This window comes from Ferrimonas lipolytica, from assembly GCF_012295575.1.
GTDB lineage: Bacteria > Pseudomonadota > Gammaproteobacteria > Enterobacterales > Shewanellaceae > Ferrimonas > Ferrimonas lipolytica.
Map to the genome: position 1 here is coordinate 2,138,111 of NZ_CP051180.1, position 19,199 is coordinate 2,157,309.

Annotated in this window: 18 protein-coding genes and 3 tRNA genes; 6 read left to right on the plus strand and 15 right to left on the minus strand. The window is 48.8% G+C overall.

What is annotated here, in order from left to right; all coding sequences use genetic code 11:
- Nucleotides 1-71 precede the first annotated feature (71 nt).
- Genes ruvX through yciH form a run of 3 tightly spaced genes read right to left on the minus strand, consistent with a single transcriptional unit; the run spans nt 72 to nt 1,383 of the window.
- A complete protein-coding gene (gene ruvX, locus HER31_RS09875; RefSeq protein WP_168660418.1) occupies nt 72-491 on the minus strand; it encodes a Holliday junction resolvase RuvX in 420 nt (139 codons plus the stop codon).
- Complete coding sequence (locus HER31_RS09880) at nt 488-1,051, minus strand: YqgE/AlgH family protein (protein WP_168660419.1); 564 nt, start codon at nt 1,049-1,051, stop codon at nt 488-490. Before HER31_RS09880 ends, ruvX begins: the two co-directional genes overlap by 4 nt.
- Before the next feature lie 2 nt (nt 1,052-1,053).
- Nucleotides 1,054-1,383 carry a stress response translation initiation inhibitor YciH gene (gene yciH, locus HER31_RS09885; protein ID WP_202983547.1) on the minus strand — a complete coding sequence of 110 codons (330 nt, stop codon included), beginning with the start codon at nt 1,381-1,383 and terminating at the stop codon, nt 1,054-1,056.
- 103 nt (nt 1,384-1,486) lie between these two features.
- On the opposite strand from yciH, the gene HER31_RS09890 reads away from it, so the two are divergent.
- Nucleotides 1,487-2,197, plus strand: coding sequence for a sporulation protein (locus HER31_RS09890; RefSeq protein ID WP_168660420.1), 711 nt, complete (start codon nt 1,487-1,489; stop codon nt 2,195-2,197).
- On the opposite strand, the gene HER31_RS09895 is transcribed toward HER31_RS09890, so the two are convergent.
- The gene (locus tag HER31_RS09895; RefSeq protein WP_168660421.1) at nt 2,194-2,730 is read right to left on the minus strand and encodes a BPSL1445 family SYLF domain-containing lipoprotein; all 537 of its coding nucleotides are present in this window, start codon (nt 2,728-2,730) and stop codon (nt 2,194-2,196) included. The two genes, HER31_RS09890 and HER31_RS09895, sit on opposite strands and share 4 nt — an antisense overlap.
- A gap of 137 nt (nt 2,731-2,867) precedes the next feature.
- Here HER31_RS09895 and HER31_RS09900 point away from each other — a divergent pair, with 137 nt between their 5' ends.
- Nucleotides 2,868-3,434, plus strand: coding sequence for a DUF4136 domain-containing protein (locus tag HER31_RS09900; RefSeq protein WP_168660422.1), 567 nt, complete (start codon nt 2,868-2,870; stop codon nt 3,432-3,434).
- Nucleotides 3,435-3,606: 172 nt separating this feature from the next.
- Here the strand turns inward: HER31_RS09900 and HER31_RS09905 are convergent, their stop codons facing one another.
- From HER31_RS09905 to HER31_RS09945, 9 genes are all read right to left on the minus strand, one after another.
- A complete protein-coding gene (locus tag HER31_RS09905; RefSeq protein WP_168660423.1) occupies nt 3,607-5,469 on the minus strand; it encodes a SurA N-terminal domain-containing protein in 1,863 nt (620 codons plus the stop codon).
- A gap of 154 nt (nt 5,470-5,623) precedes the next feature.
- Nucleotides 5,624-5,896, minus strand: a complete 273-nt coding sequence (gene hupB / locus HER31_RS09910; RefSeq protein ID WP_168660424.1) for a nucleoid-associated protein HU-beta — start codon at nt 5,894-5,896, stop codon at nt 5,624-5,626.
- A 289-nt stretch (nt 5,897-6,185) separates the two neighbouring features.
- Complete coding sequence (gene lon / locus HER31_RS09915) at nt 6,186-8,528, minus strand: endopeptidase La (protein WP_168660425.1); 2,343 nt, start codon at nt 8,526-8,528, stop codon at nt 6,186-6,188.
- Between the two features lie 208 nt (nt 8,529-8,736).
- On the minus strand, nt 8,737-10,014 hold the full coding sequence (gene clpX / locus HER31_RS09920) for an ATP-dependent protease ATP-binding subunit ClpX (protein ID WP_168660426.1): 1,278 nt from the start codon (nt 10,012-10,014) through the stop codon (nt 8,737-8,739).
- 66 nt (nt 10,015-10,080) lie between these two features.
- Complete coding sequence (clpP, locus tag HER31_RS09925) at nt 10,081-10,698, minus strand: ATP-dependent Clp endopeptidase proteolytic subunit ClpP (RefSeq protein ID WP_168660427.1); 618 nt, start codon at nt 10,696-10,698, stop codon at nt 10,081-10,083.
- Between the two features lie 97 nt (nt 10,699-10,795).
- On the minus strand, nt 10,796-12,097 hold the full coding sequence (gene tig / locus HER31_RS09930; RefSeq protein WP_168660428.1) for a trigger factor: 1,302 nt from the start codon (nt 12,095-12,097) through the stop codon (nt 10,796-10,798).
- Between the two features lie 466 nt (nt 12,098-12,563).
- Nucleotides 12,564-12,639, minus strand: a tRNA-His gene (locus HER31_RS09935).
- A 13-nt stretch (nt 12,640-12,652) separates the two neighbouring features.
- A tRNA-Arg gene (locus tag HER31_RS09940) sits at nt 12,653-12,729 on the minus strand.
- 32 nt (nt 12,730-12,761) lie between these two features.
- A tRNA-Pro gene (locus HER31_RS09945) sits at nt 12,762-12,838 on the minus strand.
- A gap of 218 nt (nt 12,839-13,056) precedes the next feature.
- Here HER31_RS09945 and folD point away from each other — a divergent pair.
- A complete protein-coding gene (gene folD / locus HER31_RS09950) occupies nt 13,057-13,911 on the plus strand; it encodes a bifunctional methylenetetrahydrofolate dehydrogenase/methenyltetrahydrofolate cyclohydrolase FolD (RefSeq protein WP_168660429.1) in 855 nt (284 codons plus the stop codon).
- A 377-nt stretch (nt 13,912-14,288) separates the two neighbouring features.
- Here the strand turns inward: folD and cysS are convergent, their stop codons facing one another.
- Entirely contained in the window at nt 14,289-15,668 is a 1,380-nt protein-coding gene (cysS, locus tag HER31_RS09955) for a cysteine--tRNA ligase (protein WP_168660430.1), read from the minus strand.
- 219 nt (nt 15,669-15,887) lie between these two features.
- Between cysS and HER31_RS09960 the strand changes: the two genes are divergently transcribed.
- Both HER31_RS09960 and HER31_RS09965 read left to right on the plus strand, forming a co-directional pair.
- Nucleotides 15,888-16,382 (plus strand): peptidylprolyl isomerase, encoded by a 495-nt coding sequence (locus tag HER31_RS09960; protein WP_168660431.1) that lies wholly within the window; start codon nt 15,888-15,890, stop codon nt 16,380-16,382.
- Nucleotides 16,372-17,115, plus strand: a complete 744-nt coding sequence (locus HER31_RS09965) for a UDP-2,3-diacylglucosamine diphosphatase (RefSeq protein WP_168660432.1) — start codon at nt 16,372-16,374, stop codon at nt 17,113-17,115. The genes HER31_RS09960 and HER31_RS09965 overlap by 11 nt, the downstream gene beginning before the upstream one ends.
- A 63-nt stretch (nt 17,116-17,178) precedes the next feature.
- On the opposite strand, the gene HER31_RS09970 is transcribed toward HER31_RS09965, so the two are convergent.
- Complete coding sequence (locus HER31_RS09970) at nt 17,179-17,910, minus strand: MiaE family protein (protein WP_338030597.1); 732 nt, start codon at nt 17,908-17,910, stop codon at nt 17,179-17,181.
- Between the two features lie 164 nt (nt 17,911-18,074).
- Between HER31_RS09970 and HER31_RS09975 the strand changes: the two genes are divergently transcribed.
- Nucleotides 18,075-18,674, plus strand: coding sequence for a Yip1 family protein (locus HER31_RS09975; RefSeq protein ID WP_168660434.1), 600 nt, complete (start codon nt 18,075-18,077; stop codon nt 18,672-18,674).
- Nucleotides 18,675-19,199 lie beyond the last annotated feature (525 nt).

Consider the following 19,199-nt stretch of genomic DNA (forward strand, 5'->3'; position numbering starts at 1 on the left):
GCCGAGGCATCGCTGCTTCGGCACTTTTTGTTGAGCTAAATATGCACTGGATTAACTAAGCGCAGCGTTACCTACGCACCGTACTGTGACTCAAAGTAACTCTCTAAAATCACTGCCGCTGATTGCGCATCCACAGCGCCTTTAGTCAGTGACTTGTAACCACCTCGAGCGAACAGATCCGCCTTGGCATCTACGGTAGTCAGTCGTTCGTCGTGGGTAATGGTTTCGACGCCATAGCGGCCAAACAAGCGGCCGGCAAACTTCTTCGCCAGTCGGGTAACCTCTTGCTCGGTACCGTCCATATTCAACGGCAAGCCCACCACTAATTTGTCTGGTTGCCACTCTTTAATGATCGCTTCGATCTGTTCCCACTGCGGAATTCCATCACGCGCTTTAATACCAATCAGTGGTCTGGCCGTGCCAGTAATGGTTTGTCCTACGGCAACACCAATGCTTTTGGTGCCAAAATCAAACCCAAGTAAGGTGCTCATGAGTGTCCTACGTCTGAAGAAAGTTGCCATACATCTATTCCCAATCGTGCCGTCGCTTGCTGCCACAGCTGTTCATGGGGTATGTCAAAAATAAGCTCTGGTTCCGCTGGAATGGTGATCCACGAATTATCGGCAATCTCCTGCTCCAGTTGACCTGCAGTCCAACCGGCATAGCCCAATGCCACCAAGTAATGCTCTGGTGGCGTTTCGCTGCCGATCAGGTTGAGAATGTCTCGAGAGGAGGTCAGCATAAGGTCATCAGCCAGCTGATGGCTTTGCTCTAACCCAGCGATGGCACTGTGCAGCACAAAGCCACGATCCGTTGCTACTGGACCACCCAGCATCACCTGATCGCTCAAGCCGGGCGGTAAGCTATACGGCTCCTGTTTAAGGCCTGTAGTTACCAACAATTGCGATAGGCTAATATCTACCGGTTGATTGATAATAAGCCCCATCGCTCCCTCTTCGTTGTGCTCGCACAAATAAGTTACTGAGCGATTGAAGTACGGGTCTTCCAACGATGGCATGGCGATCAACAGGTGGTGATCCAAGCTTTGCATGGTTAGCCTCCAGCCAGTTTGACCTTATATTGGTGTTTCTCTAGCAGCACTTTCAGCTTGTCGCGGTCATCACCTTGGATCTCAATGTCGAACCCTTTGACGGCACCACCGCATCCCATCTTTTTCTTAAGTTCGCCAGCCAAGGTTTTTAATGCTTTGGCATCCAAGCCTAGCCCAGTAATCACCATTGCACCTTTGCCTTTGCGTCCTTTGCGCTCCATTTTGATTCGCACCACCCCATCCCCTTGTGGCACCTGCTCAGTTGCTTGGGATTGATCAATACGGCCTGAATCGGTGCTATACACCAGTTGCGAGTTATCGTTGGACATCATAAAGTGCAGAATACAAAAATGAGAATAGGGCTAGATTGTAACAGATACATCTAGCTGCTCCAGCTCTCCCCCGCCCTACAACAAAAAATTAACGAGGTAGAATTTGTCTTGGATTGGACGAGTGATGTCGACTATCGGCTTTAACGGCATTCGTGTTGATACCCTATTGGAGCAAGAGCAACATCACCCTGGTGAAACCCTGCATGCTCAAGTGAAAATCGACGGCGGCCGCAACGATTCCCGTATCGACGCAATCAAGTTCTCAGTATGGACCCAAGCGACCAACCAAACGCCGGTGCAGATAGCTCATTGTACCCTTGCAGAACAACTTACCATTGCCGCCAACAGCGAGCTGTTTATACCAGTAAAGTTGGCGCTACCGAGCTTTACTCCATTATCTGTCGGCGGAGTCAAAACCTGGCTGCAAACGGAGCTGGATGTACCAATGGCACCGGATCCACAAGACACCGACGCCATCGAGATTGTCGCAATAGAGCAGCAACAGCAAGTGTTTGCCGCCATGAGTGAGCTGTGTTTTACCCTAACTCATACTGAACTGGAGCCATTGCCGCAACAGAGCCGTTATCAGGTACCGTTTTTGCAGCAGTTCTATTTCGAGTCAGGCAAAGACTGCAACTACGCTGGAATTCTACAACTGGCGTGGGAACCAGATCGAAATGGGGTTGAGTTATTGGTTACCCAACAGATGCCACTAGGGCAAAATCTCAACCATCGTCTCGACATTCGCGAACCGGTGCAGCCTCGCTTGGTCGCTCAACTAAACCAACTACTTGAGGCTAACCCTGCGGTTTAACGCTCTAATTTGGTGATCTTTGAGCCCTCAAAGGTCAGGTTATACATCAGCCCTTCATTGGAAAAGATAAAACCGATGATGGGCTGTTGCAGGGTGTTGCTATCGAGAGTTCCGCCAACACCTAAGGTCGCCAGTGCCACCGAGCCGTCGACCCCAACCTCCCAGCCGTCACTATTACGAAAGTTCGTCAAGGCCTCATCCGCCATAAACATAATGACCTGTGCTTTACGCTGTGCCCCAATCTGCAAACCAATGGATGCTGCCGCTGTGCTGTAGTAGGCGATATTACTGCCGCCAACGCGTAACGCGCCTTCGCCATATTCTCCGCCAATGACAAAGCCGCCTTTATATACTTCAGGGAATACCAACATCCCCTTAGCCTTGCCTGCCAGTTCTTTCGCCGCTGACGACTCCTTATAGAGCTCACCTAACGCTTCATTGACCATACTGTCAATCTCTTGCTTAGTGGCCGCTGGCGCGCTCACTGAAACCAGTACAGTCAACGCCATCACGCACCATTTCATCGCATTCATGGTTAATACTCCCTTGGTAAACCTGAATCTAGATTAGATGATGATAATGACGTTTGCCGCTAAAGCACTACTTGGGAACAAACTTCCGGTATATTAGGTCTTAACAATCATCCAACACTGATTTACGGAAGCTCACTATGAAACGATTGCTTTTGATCTCGTTGGCATTCGCCCTTGGGGGTTGTGCCAATATTTCGACCGAAACAGATTACAACACCGAAGTCGACTTTAACGGCTATCAAAGCTGGGCTTGGGTTACCCCAACCGCCACAGCAAGTAGTGCTGCTTATCAGCAAAACGGCTTACAAGATCAACGGATCCGTGCCGCAGTTGCTAATCAGTTAGGGCAACAGGGCCTACAGCAGGTTGAGTTAGAGCAGGCGGATTTACTGGTTAACTACCTCACCTCGGTAGAGAAGAAGGTCGATATTGACACCTTCTACAGCGACTTTGGTTACCACCCTTACTATTACGGTAATCGCCGTTTTCATAGCAGCTACACCACCGAAACGCGAGTACGTGAGTACAAAGAAGGTACACTTGTGGTCGACCTGATCGATGCCAAAAGTCGCCAATTGATTTGGCGCGGCAGTGGTACTGACACAATAAAAAAAGGCCTAACACCAGCGGAGCGAACCGTCGCGGTGCAGGAGGCGGTGCTAGCAATCTTAGGGCAATACCCGCCACAGCCTGAACAGCAGTAAACAAATAGGCATAAAAAGTCTGTACCACAGTCAAATGTTGAGATTTATGTCAAGCCTTGGGCTCTAGCGGTTGCGGTGCTTTAACAGCATTGGCAAGAACAACACCTAATTGGTACACAGCCATAAAAAAAGCCACCGCATGCGGTGGCTTTTTTGTCGCAGCTGCAAAAACTTACTGCTGCTCAACAACCTGTGGGAATACCACATCAGCTTCAGCGCGTAAGCTGGCAATCAAGGCTTGGTAACTGGATTGTCCTAATTGTTGGCCTAAACGACCACGCAACATTTCCAGATCTTTTAGCTCTGCCGGAGCGTTAACCGCATCCAGAGCCATTACCGCAATATCACCGGTTGGCAATTTGATTGAAGCGATAGTCTCGCCATCAGTTGGCTTAGCCATCTTAAACAGTTCCATTACCATAGTGCTGTCTAAGATCCCGTTACCCATGCGGTTAACGGCCTTTACTGATGTGCTGTCTGCCGGTGCAGTACCAGCTTTCCAATCGCTCAGCAGCTGGTCTGCTTGCTGCTGTGCCAAATCAGAGGCTTGCTGCTGCAGTAGTTGGGCAGAAATCTGCTCAGATACATCGGCAAATGGCAAGGTGCCAGCTTTTTGATAATCTTTAGCACGAACTACGATCATGTGGTTGGTGCCCAGCTCGATAACGTCAGAGTTCATCTTATCCAGTACTACTGAATCAGAGAACGCTGCAGCCAGCAGCTTAGGATTGTTCAATTTAGCCGGTGCTGTGTTGCGATCAAACATTGGGCTAGTTTGGATCTCAGCACCAATGGCTTCGGCAGTTTCCAGCAACGAATCTGGGATCTCAAAACTCACATCAGCCAACTGCTGTTGCAGGTCATAGAACTCCTGCTGAGCCTTATCGGCCGACAACGCAGCGTTGATCTCAGCCTGAACCTCTTCGAATGGACGCAAAGTACCGGCTTCAATCTGTTTGGCATTGACGATTTGGAAACCAAAGTCGGTCTCCAGAACCTCAGATACGCCACCTTGTTCCAATGCAAATAGAGCGTTGTCGAACTGCTCATCCATGGTGCCAGGAGTCATCCAATCCAGTTCACCGCCATTTTCTGCGGTAAATGAATCATCGGATTCTGCGACGGCTACATCAGCAAACGATTCACCAGCACGAACACGAGCCAACGCTGCTTCAGCGCGAGCTTTAGCGTCGTCACCTTCGAACAACATGTGAGCCGCTAGGCGACGCTCTGGCATGCTGTAAATGTTGCTTTGTGACGCATAGTAATCGCGAGCGTCTTGCTCATCGATCTCAATCTGTTTACTCAGCTCAGCAACATCCAGTTCGATGTACTCAAGCTGAACGCGTTCAAGTTGGACAAACTGCGATGGGTTGTTGTCGTAGTATGCCTGTGCTTCAGCCTCGCCAATGTTGATGCCGTCGCGGTACTCATCTGCAGCAACGGTAACGTAACGCATATCACGAGTTTGCTGTTGCAGGTTCGCTAACGCTTCAGCTTCAGCTTCGGTTGCAAACTCAGTACCCAGCAGACCCATCAACAATTGTTGGCGCGCCATATCGGTACGCATCATGTCGCGGATCTGGCTGCCAGTTAGGTTGTTTTGACGCAGTACGGTTTGGTAATGCTCGTTGTTGAACTTACCGTCAACCTGAAACTCTGGCATCGCCACAATTGCTTGTTGGATTTGGCTATCAGAAACGCGCAACCCCATGGCTGCAACTTTCTGATCAAGCAAGCGCTCAGATACCATGCGGTCTAATACACCTTGACGCATATTAGCCATGTAGGTTGGATCACCCATCAAGGTGTCAAACATCTCACCCATTTGTGAGCGCATGCGGTTTTGTTCATTCTGGAAGGCTTTATCCAGATCGTAGCGGCTAATTTCTTCGCCATTAACTATCGCTGCTACTTGGCCGGTATTGGTGCCAAGGTAGCTGTAAACGCCGGTCAGGGCGAACGACAGGATCACCAAACTGAGGATGATCTTCGCGCCTACGCCTTGTGAGCCTTCGCGGATCTTCTCAAGCATCTGCCTTCTCTTTCTATGTAGTGGAGTTTATTTGTAACGCAAAAAAGCGCACCAATACGGATGCGCTTTTATCTATCTTACAACATGGCTTTGCCACATCGCTAAAATAATAACGCCCAAGCCGTGACTTGAGCGATAGACGTTAAACTTAATTTTAGTTTACTGCGTCTTTCAGCGCTTTACCGGCTTTGAAAGCTGGGATTTTAGCTGCTGCGATTTTAATCTCTTTACCAGTCTGTGGGTTACGACCAGTGCGCTCTGCGCGGTCACGTACTTCGAAAGTACCGAAACCAACTAGAGAGATTTTGTCACCGTTTTTCAGAGTCTCAGTAATTGAGTCAATGAAAGAGTCCAGTGCACGGCCAGCAGCCGCTTTAGAGATATCTGCGCCAGAAGCGATTTGATCGATTAGTTGAGATTTGTTCATTTCATCCCCTTGAATTCTATTATACGCGCCGCCGTGAAATCCATATTTCAGCGCGGTCTGCGGTGTGTTTTATATCAAGCCTGAATAACAAGTTCAAGCACCAGCCAGACTGCTAATTCCTTTTATAGGATACGGCTAAAACCCAGTGAGGCTGGGCTTTCCAGCGCTTTCTAAGCTTCGATGCCTACACTACCACGTATTTTTTCATTGAAAACCCTTTTTTCAACAAAAAAAGCCAAAAATGCGCCTGAAAAGGCGCATTTTTTAAAGAAAATTAGCAATTATTGAATTAACTACTAATACCCGTTGGCTCATCTTGCAGTGCTAAGGATAATACTTCATCGATCCAACGAACCGGTAACACTTCTAAATCAGCTTTAACGTTATCCGGAATTTCTTTCAGATCACGTTCATTTTCTTTTGGAATTAGTACTCGTTTAATTCCACCACGGTGTGCTGCGAGTAATTTCTCTTTTAATCCACCAATGGGTAATACTTCCCCGCGAAGGGTAATTTCACCAGTCATGGCAACATCAGCACGAACTGGGTTACCGGTCAATGAGGACACTAAAGCGGTACACATAGCAATACCAGCAGATGGGCCATCTTTTGGTGTCGCACCTTCTGGCACGTGCACATGGATGTCGCGCTTCTCATAAAAGTCGGCATTAACCCGCAGCTTTTCTGCTCGTGCTCGAACTACTGTCATTGCCGCTTGAATCGACTCCTGCATCACATCACCTAAGGAGCCGGTATAGGTAAGCTTACCTTTGCCCGGTACCGAGGTGGTTTCAATGGTCAAAAGCTCGCCGCCGACTTCTGTCCACGCCAGACCAGTAACCTGACCGACCTGATTACTCTCTTCTGCTTTACCGTAATCGAAGCGCTGTACCCCAAGGTATTCGCTCAGATTATCGCCGTTAATCACTACCGGCTTTTGCGCTTGCTTCAACAACAATTGTTTTACTGCCTTGCGGCACAATTTCGAGATCTCACGCTCTAAGCTACGCACGCCAGCTTCTCGAGTGTAGTAACGGATAATGCCAATAATGGCGGAATCCTCAACGGTGATTTCACCGGACTTCAAACCATTACGCTTGATCTGCTTATCCAATAAGTGCTGCTTGGAGATGTTCAGTTTTTCATCTTCGGTGTAACCAGAAAGGCGGATCACTTCCATGCGGTCGAGCAACGGACCGGGAATATTCATCGAGTTTGAGGTTGCCACAAACATCACGTCCGAAAGATCGTAGTCGACCTCTAAGTAGTGATCGTTAAAGGCGTTATTCTGCTCAGGATCAAGTACCTCTAACAATGCTGAAGCTGGATCGCCACGCATGTCTGAGCTCATCTTGTCAATCTCATCCAGCAAGAACAGCGGGTTCTTGACCCCAACCTTGCTCATTTTTTGAATAAGTTTGCCTGGCATGGAACCGATATAAGTACGGCGATGGCCACGAATCTCTGCTTCATCACGTACGCCACCTAGTGCCATTCGCACATATTTGCGGCCAGTGGCTTTGGCTATGGATTGGCCCAGTGACGTTTTACCCACACCAGGAGGCCCAACCAAACACAAAATAGGTCCTTTGAGCTGACGTACGCGTGACTGAACTGCGAGGTATTCAAGGATGCGTTCTTTGACCTTTTCCAAACCGAAGTGATCAGAGTCGAGCACATCACTGGCTACCGCAAGGTCTTTCTTAACCTTAGAGCGTTTGGCCCAAGGCACACCAATCATCCAATCGACATAGCTGCGCACGACCGTAGCTTCCGCTGACATTGGTGACATCATCTTCAGCTTGTTCAATTCAGCAGTGGCCTTCTCTTCCGCCTCTGCTGGCATCTTCGATTCTTTGATCTTGTTAGCGAGCGCTTCAAACTCATCTGGTGCATCGTCCAACTCACCCAGCTCTTTCTGGATGGCCTTCATCTGCTCGTTGAGATAATACTCACGCTGACTCTTTTCCATCTGTTTCTTAACACGGGTGCGGATCTTCTTCTCCACTTGAAGAATATCGATCTCGGACTCCATGGTTGCCATTAGATATTCTAGCCGTTCGGAAACGTCAATCATCTCAACCACGGCCTGTTTTTCAGACAGCTTCAACGGCATATGTGCTGCCATGGTGTCAGCTAAGCGTGCAGCTTCTTCGATGCCGTTAAGGGAGGTTAATACTTCAGGCGGGATCTTCTTGTTAAGCTTGATGTAGCCTTCAAACTGATTGATGGCGGTGCGAACTAGCACCTCCTCTTCCTTCTCAGGGATCAGCTTGGAGGCGAGGAACTCGGCTTCAGCGACAAAGAACGGGTCGCTGTCGGTAAATTGGGTGATCTTGGCTCGTTGGCCACCTTCCACCAGCACCTTAACGGTACCGTCTGGCAGTTTTAGCAGCTGCAAAATAGAGGCGATAGTGCCTACGTGGTAGATATCGTCCTCTTGTGGATCGTCTTGATCCGCCTCTTTCTGAGCAACCAACAGTACCTGTTTGTCTTGCTCCATCGCTGCTTCTAAACAGCTTATCGACTTCTGCCGGCCGACAAACAGCGGGATCACCATATGGGGGTAAACCACCACGTCGCGTAGTGGCAATACCGGTATGACAACGTGATCGGTTCGCTCTAAGGTCATCGCTCGATTCCTTTTGCTGCGGGGGAAATAGTTATAATTTCCAATCGATTATGGTTCTAATCTGGGATTGGATCTCATTATTACTCAGTATATGGGGCTGATCTCATCCGATTCAATGAGGCATAACAAAAAAGGAGCCGATTGGCTCCTTTTGCAAAACAGATAAGGTGTTTTATACCTACCTGAGTAAAATCAACCTAGGTTGGAATTACTCGGATGCAACAGCTTTCGCTTCACTACGGTAGATAAGTAGCGGTTCTGATTCACCACGGATAACCGACTCGTCGACTACCACTTTTTCTACGTTCTCTTTAGAAGGTAGATCATACATGGTGTTCAAAAGAACGCCTTCAACGATTGAGCGGAGGCCTCGAGCACCGGTTTTGCGCTCCATCGCTTTGGCTGCGATAGCACGCAGCGCGTCATCGCGGAATTCCAATTCAGAACCTTCCAACTCAAACAACGCACCGTATTGCTTGGTAAGTGCGTTCTTTGGCTCATTAAGGATCTGTACCAGCGCGTCTTCATCCAATTCGCCCAGTGTTGCCAAAACTGGCAAACGACCGATGAATTCCGGGATCAAACCGTACTTAACCAGATCTTCCGGTTCAACTTGAGCCAAGCTTTCGCTGATGGACTTACCGTCGTCTTTGCTACGGACTTCCGCACCAAAACCGATACCAGTACCAACGTGGGCACGCTGCTCAACTACTTTATCTAAACCAGCGAATGCGCCACCACAGATAAACAAGATCTTAGAGGTATCGACCTGTAAGAACTCCTGCTGTGGGTGCTTACGACCGCCTTGTGGTGGAACAGCCGCAACCGTACCTTCAATCAACTTCAGCAGCGCCTGCTGTACGCCTTCACCAGATACATCACGAGTGATGGACGGGTTATCAGACTTACGCGAAATCTTATCAATCTCATCGATGTAAACGATGCCACGCTGGGCCTTTTCTACATCGTAATCGCACTTCTGCAGCAATTTCTGAATGATGTTTTCCACGTCTTCACCCACGTAACCGGCTTCGGTCAAAGTGGTGGCATCAGCCATGGTGAAAGGTACATCCAGTAAGCGCGCCATGGTTTCAGCCAATAGCGTTTTACCACTACCGGTTGGACCAATCAGCAGAATATTACTTTTGCCTAATTCAACCTCTGCTTTGGCGCCGCCATGACGCAGACGTTTGTAGTGGTTGTATACCGCTACCGCAAGAACCTTTTTGGCCGGTTCTTGGCCAATCACGTACTCATCAAGGTGGGCACGGATCTCATGCGGCGTTGGTAACTTATCGGCTTCTCGCTTTGGCGAAAGCTCTTTTATCTCTTCACGGATGATGTCATTGCAGAGCTCTACACATTCATCACACACATAAACAGAAGGACCGGCGATCAGTTTACGAACTTCATGCTGACTTTTGCCGCAAAAAGAACAGTACAACAACTTGCTGTTGTCACCGTCACCCTTTTGGATATCACTCATTTACAACCCCTCATCCAGGCGCTCTACGGTATCTTTACAGTGTAAGCCAATGGTTAAGCTTTTGCTTTATTCAGCCGCACGACGAGACAATACTGAGTCAACTAATCCGTATTCTACGGCTTGGTCGGCACTCATAAAGTTATCACGGTCGGTATCGCGTTCGATGATTTCCATCGGCTGACCAGTGTGTTCAGCCAACAAGGTATTCAACTTGTGCTTAATGCCGATGATCTCTTGCGCGTGGATGGCGATATCCGAAGCTTGACCTTGGAAACCACCCAATGGCTGGTGAATCATCACGCGGGCGTTTGGCAGTACATGGCGTTTGCCTTTCGCACCGCCAGCCAGCAGGAATGCACCCATGCTTGCCGCTTGACCCATACATACAGTACTCACGTCAGGCTTGATGAACTGCATTGTGTCGTAGATAGACATACCTGCAGTGACTGAGCCGCCCGGAGAGTTAATGTAAAGGTAGATGTCTTTATCTGGGTTCTCTGACTCTAGGAACAGCAGCTGCGCCGTTACTAGGTTAGCCATGTGATCTTCTACTGGACCAGTTAAGAAGATGACACGCTCTTTCAACAGTCGAGAGTAGATATCATAAGAACGTTCGCCTTTGGCAGTTTGTTCTACCACCATTGGCACCAATGCGTTCATCGGGGAGTCTTGCAGATACGACATAATTTGTTTATTCCCTAACAAAATGGCTCGTATGGGACGAGCCTCATACGAGCCATTATATGATTGGCCGAGGTGGCCAAGTCAAATCGAGCTAGACTTAGCGCTGCTGATTCATGAACTCTTCAAAGTTCACAGCTTTCTCAGTAACTTTAGCTTCTGCCAGCAATGCGTCAACTGCTTGCTCTTCCAAAGCAACGTTGCGCATGTTCTGCATCATCTCTTCGTTCTGAGCGTAGTAGTCTACAACTTCCTGTGGATCTTCGTAGGCAGTAGCCATTTCAGCGATCAGAGCGTTAACGCGCTCGTCTTCAACCTTCAGCTCTTTGGTCTTGATCACTTCGCCTAACAGCAGGCCAACCTGTACGCGACGCTTAGCGTCTTCTTCGAACAGTTCAGCTGGCAGTTCTGGCATGTTTTGCGCCTGAGCACCGCCGAAACGTTGCATCGCTTGCTCACGCAGGGTCTTAACTTCCTGTGCGATCAGAGCAGATGGTACGTCTACATTGTTGGTTTTCAGCAGGCCGTCAATAACCTGAGTCTTGGTAGCGTTCTTCAGCGCTTGCTTCAGTTCGCGTTCCATGTTTTTACGAACTTCGGTCTTCAGGGCTTCAACACCACCTTCAGCGATACCGAATTTAACAACGAAGTCGTCGTTCAATTCTGGCAATACCTGCTCGCTCACTTCAGTCAGAGTGATTTCGAACTTAGCTGCTTTACCTTTCAGGTTTTCAGCGTGGTACTCTTCTGGGAAGGTTACTTCGATGGTGAATTCATCACCAGCTTTGTGGCCTTTAACGCCATCTTCAAAGCCAGGGATCATACGGCCAGAACCGATAACCAGTTCGAAGTCGTCAGACTTGCCGCCTTCAAACTCTTCGCCGTCGATAGAACCAACAAAGTTCATTTTAACGCGGTCTTCGTCGCCAGCTTCACGCTCTACAGCGTTGAATTCAGCGTGCTGCTTACGCAGGGTATCCAGCATGATGTCAAGATCGGCGTCGGTTACTTCACAAGTTGGTTGCTCAACTTCGATAGCATCCAGATCCGCCAAAGCAACTTCTGGGTACACTTCAAATACTGCAGCGAATTCCAGATCTTGACCTTCTTCAGTTTTGATAGGCTCAAAACGTGGCATGCCAGCTGGGTTAACTTTTTGGTCAACTACCGCTTTGAAGAAAGAGTTCTGCATTACGTCACCCAGGATCTGAGCACGGATAGAAGCGCCAAAACGCTTCTTAAATACAGACATTGGTACCTTACCAGGGCGGAAACCATCCAGACGTACACGCTTGGATTCTTTCTTCATCTCTTCAGTCACTTTAGGCTCAAATTCAGCTGCAGCCACAGTGATGGTCATACGGCGCTCTAGGCCTTGAGTGGTTTCTACGGAAACTTGCATTACGCTACCTCAAATACTCTCTGTTCTTTTAACGCTGCCGACACCTGTCAACAACGAATAATTCGATATTGGCGGGCAAAAAAGCCGCAAGCCAATGAGCCATACCGAAACACATAAAACGAATTCGAAGCAGTATTGTGCTGCCTTTTTTATCGTCGTATTCGGTACTTCAGGCATCGAAGCCTAAAATAAGGACGCGCCATTATAGCGGCAGCTATGGAAAGAGTCGAGGCAGCAGTAAATTCACAAATGACAAAGCAGATCAATGACAACATTGACCACAAAACAACCAAAATAAGAACAAAATGCGAGCAATTCTAGCGGACTAATCAGACGTTGTTCAATCTACTTAAATCATCACGATGTACGCAATGAGTTGGCGGAGAGGTTGTCACCGACGATGACCACACAAATACTGAATTTTAGATGTAAAAAAGCCGCTATAAATAGCGGCTTTTTTGAATGATGGGGTGGCTAACGGGACTTGAACCCGCGACAACCGGAATCACAATCCGGGACTCTACCAACTGAGCTATAGCCACCACTGATACTTATTGGCACGCCCGGCAGGATTCGAACCCGCGGCCATCCGCTTAGAAGGCGGATGCTCTATCCAACTGAGCTACGGGCGCAAAGTCTACGACTGCTGCGTACACTGTAAAAGTGGTCGGTGATAGAGGATTCGAACCTCTGACCCTCTGGTCCCAAACCAGATGCGCTACCAGGCTGCGCTAATCACCGAGAATGTTAAGACCCATAAATCATTCAGACTTACCGGTTGGCTTTCGCCTCTCAACGGGGGCGCATATTAGCGATGAGCCCCGAGCGCGTCAAACATTTTTTTGCGTTACTGATTCATTCGCTCACGCTTTAAACAGAAGCTGCTAACGAAACGTGACAGATCTTTGGTTCAGCGGTAAACTGCGCGCGCCCTCACACCAAAATAGCACTGGATTAAAATGACTGCTCAGATCATTGATGGTAAACGGATTGCCGCTGAAGTACGTGAATACCTCCAACAACAAACCACCCGTCGTGTTGCCGATGGCAAACGTGCACCGGGACTGGCAGTAATTTTAGTTGGCCAAGATCCCGCCTCTGGGGTCTACGTAAATAATAAGCGTAAAGCGTGCGAACAGGTTGGCTTTGTGTCACGCAGCTACGATTTGCCAGAAAACACTCGCCAAGACCAACTGCTGGCATTAATCGACGAGCTTAACGATGCCAAAGACATCGACGGCATCTTGGTTCAATTACCACTGCCTGAACACATTGATAGTGCTAGCGTGATTGAGAAGATCAATCCAGATAAGGATGTGGATGGCTTTCACCCATACAACATCGGTCGCTTAGCTCAACGGATTCCGGTGCTGAGCCCATGTACTCCTAAAGGGATTATGACTTTAGTCCGCTCTACCGGTGTTCGCACTCAAGGCCTGCATGCGGTTATCGTTGGCGCTTCCAATATTGTTGGTCGACCAATGGGGTTAGAGTTGCTGTTAGCGGGTTGCACTACAACAACCTGCCATCGATTCACTAAGGATCTACAGCAACACGTCGCCCAAGCGGATCTATTGATTGTAGCGGTAGGAAAACCAGGTTTTATTCCTGGAGATTGGATCAAGCCTGGCGCCATCGTGATCGATGTTGGTATCAACCGCCTAGAGAACGGCAAGCTCGTTGGTGATGTAGATTTTGAAACAGCTAAAGAACAGGCTGGTTTTATTACGCCAGTTCCCGGTGGCGTTGGTCCAATGACCATCGCCAGTTTGCTAGAGAACACACTCTTCGCTTGTGAACAGTACCATCGCTAGATATTGGTATAATTAAGGGCTGTGTCGTAGTTAGCTGTTGAGGTTTATATCATGCCTTCCGCTCTAACGATTGCAGTGCTCTTTAGGGGAGGATGTCGCGGTGACGACGGCACATTCTTGTATGCATTAGCGGGGAGCTTCGCCCTCTTTGGAATCCCCTTTGCCTTAGGTCGCAGTTCAAAACGCTTCGCTGGACCGCTCCAATGCGGCAGAAGAGCAACGGTGGTAATGCTTTCCCTTCGTGTCAAAATTCCCCTAGCCGCTGCTTTAACAACATTGGAAAGAACAACACTTAATTGGTACACAGCCTAATAAAGAGGCCAGTCAATTGACTGGCCTCTTTGGTTCGAGCTTTGCTGGTTAGTAAGTGTAGAAACTTACTTACGACGCCAAGTGGTGCCACTGGCGCTGTCTTCTAATACCACACCCAATGCGTTGAGCGCATCGCGAGCTTCATCGGCCTTACCCCAGTCTTTAGCTGCTCGGGCTTCGTTACGCTGCACGATCCACGCTTCAATCTGTGCGACTTCGTCATCATTGCCGCCCCCTTGTAAGAAAGCTTCAGGATCTTGACTAAGCAGGCCAAGGATCCCGGCAAGGTGAAGCATCAACGCCGCCAGCTGTGACGCTTTCGCAGCATCACCCTCTTTAACAGTATTGATCTCGCGCGCCAGCTCAAACAGTACCGGCAATGCTTCGGCAGTGTTGATGTCATCATCCATGGCCGCATTAAAGCGAGCAACATAGTCATTGTCTAACTGAGCCTCTGCCGCTGGAGTAACGCCGCGTAAAGCGGTGTACAGTCGCTCTAATGCAGAGTGCGCTTGGCCAAGGTTCTCTTCTGAGTAATTCAGCTGGCTGCGGTAGTGGCTCGACAACAGGAAGTAACGCACTGACTCTGCTGCATATTGCTCTAACACGTCACCGATGGTAAAAAAGTTACCTAACGATTTAGACATCTTTTCTTTATTCACTTGCACCATGCCGGAGTGCATCCAGTAGTTAACGTAGTTGCCATTGTGCGCGCAGCAGCTTTGAGCGACTTCATTCTCATGGTGTGGGAACATCAAGTCGCTACCACCACCATGGATATCGAACACTTCACCTAGGTGTTTGCCGTTCATGGCAGAACACTCGATGTGCCAACCCGGACGACCGGCCCCCCATGGGCTATCCCACTGTGGCTCACCTGGCTTAGCACTTTTCCACAGCACGAAGTCCATTGGGTTACGTTTGGCAGTCTCTACCTCTACTCGGGCACCCGACTGCAACTGCTCTAGGTCTTGCTTAGATAACTTGCCGTAGTCATCGAAGGTTTTCACTTCAAACAACACATCACCATTACTAGCGTGGTAAGCGTGGCCTTTGTTCACCAGCTTTTGAATGATGTCGATGATCTCTGGCATGTGTCCCGTTACCGTTGGTTCCATATCTGGGCGCAACAGGTTCAAGGCATCAAAATCCGCGTGCATCGCCTTGGTGAAACGCTCAACCAGTGCGTCACAGCTTTCACCGTTCTGGGCTGCGCGGTTAATGATCTTATCATCCACATCGGTGATGTTACGGATGTACTTCACGTCCAAACCTTTGCTACGTAAATAACGCACAACAATATCAAAGGCGATGTAAGTACGAGCATGGCCGATATGACAGCGATCGTAGATGGTAACCCCACAAACATACATACCCACTTTACCGGGCTGAATTGGTTTGAATTCCTCTTTTTGTCTGGTCAGGGTGTTATAGATCTGCAGCATCGTTAGGCTCTTACTTAGGTCGTGAAGACGGAAAAATAGATTGAAAGACGGATACTATCACGCAATTGCTGTAGGTGGCATCGCTGCTATGGTCGATTTAAAGACGATCGCACCAAGATTACCCAGGAATGCAGTAACGGTTTACCTCCGACCTTTTTACTCTCCGCCGGATTAGGTAAACTCTGTGCTTGCTTTATTCATTAAGAGACTGAGACCACTATGGTTACTTTGCACACCAACCACGGCGACATCAAACTGCAACTCAATGCAGAAAAAGCGCCTATCACCGTTGAAAACTTCCTGAAGTACGCGAACGACGGCTTCTACAACGGCACCATCTTCCACCGTGTAATCGATGGTTTCATGGTTCAAGGTGGCGGTTTTGACGCCGAGATGCAGCAGAAGCCTTGCGGCGCTGGCATCCAAAACGAAGCAGGCAACGGCTTATCGAACAAAACCGGTACCGTAGCTATGGCTCGTACGCCAGATCCACACTCTGCAACGGCACAGTTCTTCATCAACGTAAATGACAATACCTTCTTGGATTTCAAAAACGAATCCATGCAAGGCTTTGGCTACTGCGTATTTGCTGAAGTAGTTGAGGGCATGGACGTTGTTGAGAAGATCAAAGGCGTTAGCACTGGTAACAATGGTATGCATCAAGACGTGCCACTGGAAGCCGTAGTAATTGAGAACGTAACCGTTGAAGGTTAATGCTCAATCGACGGGGGGCAGCCCTGCCCCTCGTACTCTGTTTATCGGCGATCTGCACCTTAGCGCCGAACGTCCCGATATCCTCGCAGCCTTCGAACGCTTCTTGTTAACCCAACTTGATTACGCCGATGCGCTGTATATCGTTGGTGATCTATTCGAGATATGGATCGGCGACGATGACCGCAATGACTTTACCGACAGTGTTGCCGCTATGCTCAATCAAGCGAGCAAACAGCTGCCTATCTACTTCACTCATGGTAATCGCGACTTCGTACTAGGAAAACGTTTTGCTAAGCGGGCTGGAATGACGCTGCTTCCGCAGGTACATAAGGTTGATCTTTACGGCGTTTCTACCGTCGTTCTGCACGGCGATATGCTCTGCACTGCCGACATCGAATACCAAAAATATCGACGTCTGTGGCCCTTATACAAATTGCTTCCTATCTTCGTACCACTGTCTAAGCGCAAGCAGATGACCGCCAACGTCCGTACCCGCAGCCAGGCCAGAACTCAGCAGCTAAGCAATGAGATAATGGATGTCACTCCGGCGGCGGTAGATAAGATGCTTAAAGATAACAACGCCCAGCAGATGATCCATGGTCACACCCACAAACCAGCGATCCACGCTTTGGCTAACAACAAGCAACGACTAGTTGTCGGTGATTGGTACCAACAAGACAGCGTCTTAATCGTTACCCCAGCTGGGTGCGAACTGCTGAGCAAACCGCTTTAACCCTTGTATATGCAGCTAAAGCGTATTAGCCGCAGTTACTCATAAGGCCACTCTAGCCCACCGCTAAGTTTCAGTAGGACTACCTGAATGGAAACGAAAACAATCGTCCTCGGCCTTTATTAACTCCGCCTCGATAACCCCTAACTGCTGCACCCGCGTTGCAATCGATGTATCGCTAATGCTTTGAGCCAAGGCCAAGTAGTCCTCAAAATGACGTGCCTCCGAACGAAGTAGTGACCAATAAAACGCCGCCAACTCGTCATCAACGTAATCAATCATCGCCGCAAAACGCTCACAGCTACGTGCTTCAATATAAGCACCAACAATCAACATATCTACTTGTCGAGCAGGCTCATGAGTCCGGCATTGACGATGTAACGTCGGCGCATAACGGGACGATGACTGAAATGGGTAATCGACCTGCCTTGCTGCCATGATGGTCAAGACCTGATGAAAATGGTGTAGCTCTTCGCGGATTAACATCACTAACTTTTCGACCAGCGGGTCATCGTAGCGAGTAAAATTTGGCCGAGTAATTGGAAGTTGCAAAAACTCGGCCACGGCAGTACGACCATAAGCCGCATCCTCATAGGGTTTAATCCAATCAAGGCACGCCAGTGCAACTGGTTTAGGCCCGTATAACTTCAACATCCTCACTGCCGCTTGGGCAGCTTTGAGCTCACAATTGGCATGGTCAATAAGAATGGTATGCAGCTGGTTTGGCACCTGCTCCAACCAAGCCTTGGGCGTCTCACAGCGTAAGAAATTTCGAATCGGTTGCAGCAGCAATTCCATCTGCATCTATCCTTAAATTATGGTTATTGCGTCAACCAGCCGCGTTGACGTGTAAAGGTAATACTTGACGCAGGTTCAACGATCGCCAATAACTAGTGTGCACAGTAGTTGTTTTGTCTGCGGTATCGACACCACGAGTGACCTGATAAAAAAGGACGATAACTATGATATTGAATCATCTTTGGGGTTTATACGCGCATCCTAGACAAGAGTGGAAACTGATTGAACGAAGCCATGAAGGCATCTTTTCGAGTCTGATACACATCCTTGTTATTGCTCTAATTCCAAGTATTTGCACCTATTTTGCCACTGCCCACATTGGTTGGTCTATCGGTGCGGGTGATCCCATCCACTTAACCCGAGAAAGCGCTCAGATGATGGCAATAGCCATGTACTTCGCTTTAGTCTCAGGCGTATTTGCACTCGCCTATCTCACCCACTGGATGGCAAAAACCTTTGGCGCCAAGCCCCAATTTTCGCAAGCACTCGAGCTGGCTGCCTACACTGCCACCCCGATGTTTATGATGGGCTTTGCCACGTTATATCCCGTTTTGTGGTTTGTCATGTTGGCAGCATTAGCGGCCATCGCCTATTCGGTTTATCTGCTCTATTCAGGCGTACCAATCATTATGAATATTCCTGAAGAGCGTGGCTTTATTTACGCTAGCTCCGTTGTTACCTGTGGCTTAGTACTACTAGTGGGAATAATGGCTTCTTCAGTGATCCTTTGGAGCTATGGCTTCGGCCCGTCCTATATTGGCTAACCACTAGGCTTAATACAGCGCTATTTTGGGGTAACTTGGTTAGTCTCAGCTTGCTCAACATCAGCTAAACCAAATGTAGCGCTGGCAGTATTTAATGCGTTGATATACCGAACCAATGGTTATCGAGCTTACCGCTGCCAATGCAACCTATCCCCATTAAAATAGGCTTTGTACCAGCTAAGTATTGTTCTTTCCTGTGCTGTTAAAGCACCGGCTAGGCTAGTTTTGATGCAAGAGGAAAGCACTACCGCCGTTGCTATTCTGCCGCATTGGAGCAGTCCAGCGAACCGTTTTGGATTGCGACCTAAGGCAAAGGGGGGGAATTCCAAAGGGAGCGAAGCTCCCCTCTAATGCATACGAGAATGTGCCGTCGCCACCGCGACATCCTCCCCTAAAAGCACCGAAATCGGTAGAGCCGAAGGCTTGATATAAATCTCAACACTTAACTGTGACACCGCTAATCAGTACCTACCAGAAGCGGTAATGGCATCTCAAGCGGTAACCGATATTGGTTTGCTGGCATCT